The 2,152-nt window shown below is 36.4% G+C and carries 2 protein-coding genes; one reads left to right on the forward strand and one right to left on the reverse strand.

Annotated elements, in window-relative coordinates; all coding sequences use genetic code 11:
• The first annotated feature begins 110 nt into the window (after positions 1 to 110).
• Positions 111 to 1,460 (forward strand): hypothetical protein, encoded by a 1,350-nt coding sequence (locus P9B04_RS22425; RefSeq protein WP_342057181.1) that lies wholly within the window; start codon positions 111 to 113, stop codon positions 1,458 to 1,460.
• 2 nt (positions 1,461 to 1,462) lie between these two features.
• On the opposite strand, the gene P9B04_RS22430 is transcribed toward P9B04_RS22425, so the two are convergent.
• On the reverse strand, positions 1,463 to 2,086 hold the full coding sequence (locus P9B04_RS22430) for a LamG domain-containing protein (protein ID WP_342057182.1): 624 nt from the start codon (positions 2,084 to 2,086) through the stop codon (positions 1,463 to 1,465).
• Positions 2,087 to 2,152 lie beyond the last annotated feature (66 nt).

A 2,152-nucleotide genomic window follows, 5' to 3' on the forward strand; every position in this document is an offset into this window, starting at 1 on the left:
CTTGTTTTAGGGAATCACCGTTCTTTAGCGGAGCGTAGGGCGGTGAGGATGTCAATACCCGTGTTACTAATGGTAGAGCGCAAGTATATGATGGTGATTATACAAGAGCGATGAACTATAAAGGGTATGGTCAGGCTTCAATTGATAGTGAATTTCTATTGGATGATGCTGATATTAGAGTACGCCTTGATTTAGGGACACAAGGGAACTATGAGCAAACTGTAATGAACGCCTGGGGGACAAGTGAAGCGACACCAGGGAATAATTTTAGGGTTGACCTTGATAGTGGGGTTGGTACTAGCTTAAATGCTTTGCCAGAAGTCCCTAGACCTGTTGTAGATTTCCCTATAAACTACACTTTTCCTACCTTGGCAGATGATATTTTGAGTCCTATTAATTCTATCTCAGTTAGTGGTAACTTTAAAGAAAGTATAATAAGTGAAGATGTTAGCTCGCTCACATTTATTGATTTTACTGGAGAACCATCGGGACGGTTTATTAATTATGAATTACCAGAAAATACTTTAATACCCGATAATTATTCTAACTTTTTTACCACAGCTAGACACTTAACTTTTTTCTACACTGCGGATGTTTGGTATTATAGTTTAGAGGCTCCTTATTATCGAGTTAGTAAAAGATTTGGTTTTGATTCTTCTACTGTAGATGGGTCGAGAGATGATATATTAAACACCAATGATTATGTCTTTTCTGCTGATTATCCTTCTAATGATAAACCCGAACAGTTAGGATTTACCACTCTGAATTTGTCTAGTATTGGGACAGAAGAAGAGGAATTAAATATCAGTTACGTTGATATTTTCCACACTGAATATGCTCTCCAGAATAATATTGCTAATAGGGACAAAGGAGGCACAGAACACAGGTCTAGTGCTTACCATCGGACGGGTAGTGGAAATTATATTTTTAGGGGGCATCCGTTACCATTTTCTATGGAGGCGGTTGGAGGGGAAATTGATAATTTATATGTTGATCAACCCCGTCGATATACACGAATAAAAAGTCCAACAATTCTTAATAATGGAAAGACAAGTTTTATTTATTATAACTATATTTTTAAACAAGATGATGAGACAAGACTTAATAGTTTTTTAGGACGGGATATATCTTATGAATACTATTTGGTATTACTAAGAGATGAAGGTAATTTAGTTGTTAAAATTACAGACTTAGCTGACTTAAGCCGTTTTGAATTGGCACAGTTTAGTTTAACTAAAAAATACTCTACCTTAGTCGGAAATACAATTTACACAGTGAAAAATGATGTTTCTCAAGATAACTCTAATCTAGAAAAAAGTCTAAGTACAAAAACTACAATAAACGTTAACACCTACAAGATTGATTTAGAGACTGGGGTGATAAATAAAATAGAAACTAAAAAGCATACTGTTTTTCCTTTGAAGAAAGAAGCAAGGATTTTTTCTGCCTCTTTCTTTTGATACTAGCTTGTCAACAAGGCATAGCGATCTGCAATTTCTTGAGGGGTTAAAACTCTGTTGATATAGTAGACAAATTCGTCTATTGTTCCTACAAAATTATTCCCATTATTTTTAGAGTATCCAATTAGAATAAGGGCAAAATACTGAGCAGTATTCCCAATACCAGAAGCAACCTCAACCCCGTCGACATACATCTTCGGATTATTGGATTGGTGTGTTATCACAACATGATGTGGATTCCCATCATTATAAGTGAGTGGACTTGTTAGGTATCTAAAACCACCTGAGAAATAGTAAAACTCTAATTGCCCGGAAGAGGTAACGTTCAAAGATCTGTCCCAAGATCCTCCATTTCCTGAGGAATCACTGTTAAACTCGCAAATACCAACGTTAGTAGATGTTGTCGAAAATATTATTTCATAACTGTAATTCTGTGCGGGGGCAACGAACAGGCTTGAATTGTACCCATGAGATAAACCAACTCCTCCAAAATCTCTAGCTCCATTTGTAGTAGCGTATAAAGGGGCTACAGAAGTATTTGAACTATGTAGTATTAAATCAGACGAAAAAGTCCCATAATCTGGGAAATTGGTAGCAGAATTATCCCCATCAAATTGATAATAAATAGATGGATTCTCTCGTGACGACTCCCGACACTGAACGGAGTACCGTTACAGTGCGGGCTTCTCCAA

It is taken from the genome of Crocosphaera sp. Alani8, assembly GCF_038442745.1.
Lineage (GTDB): Bacteria > Cyanobacteriota > Cyanobacteriia > Cyanobacteriales > Microcystaceae > Crocosphaera.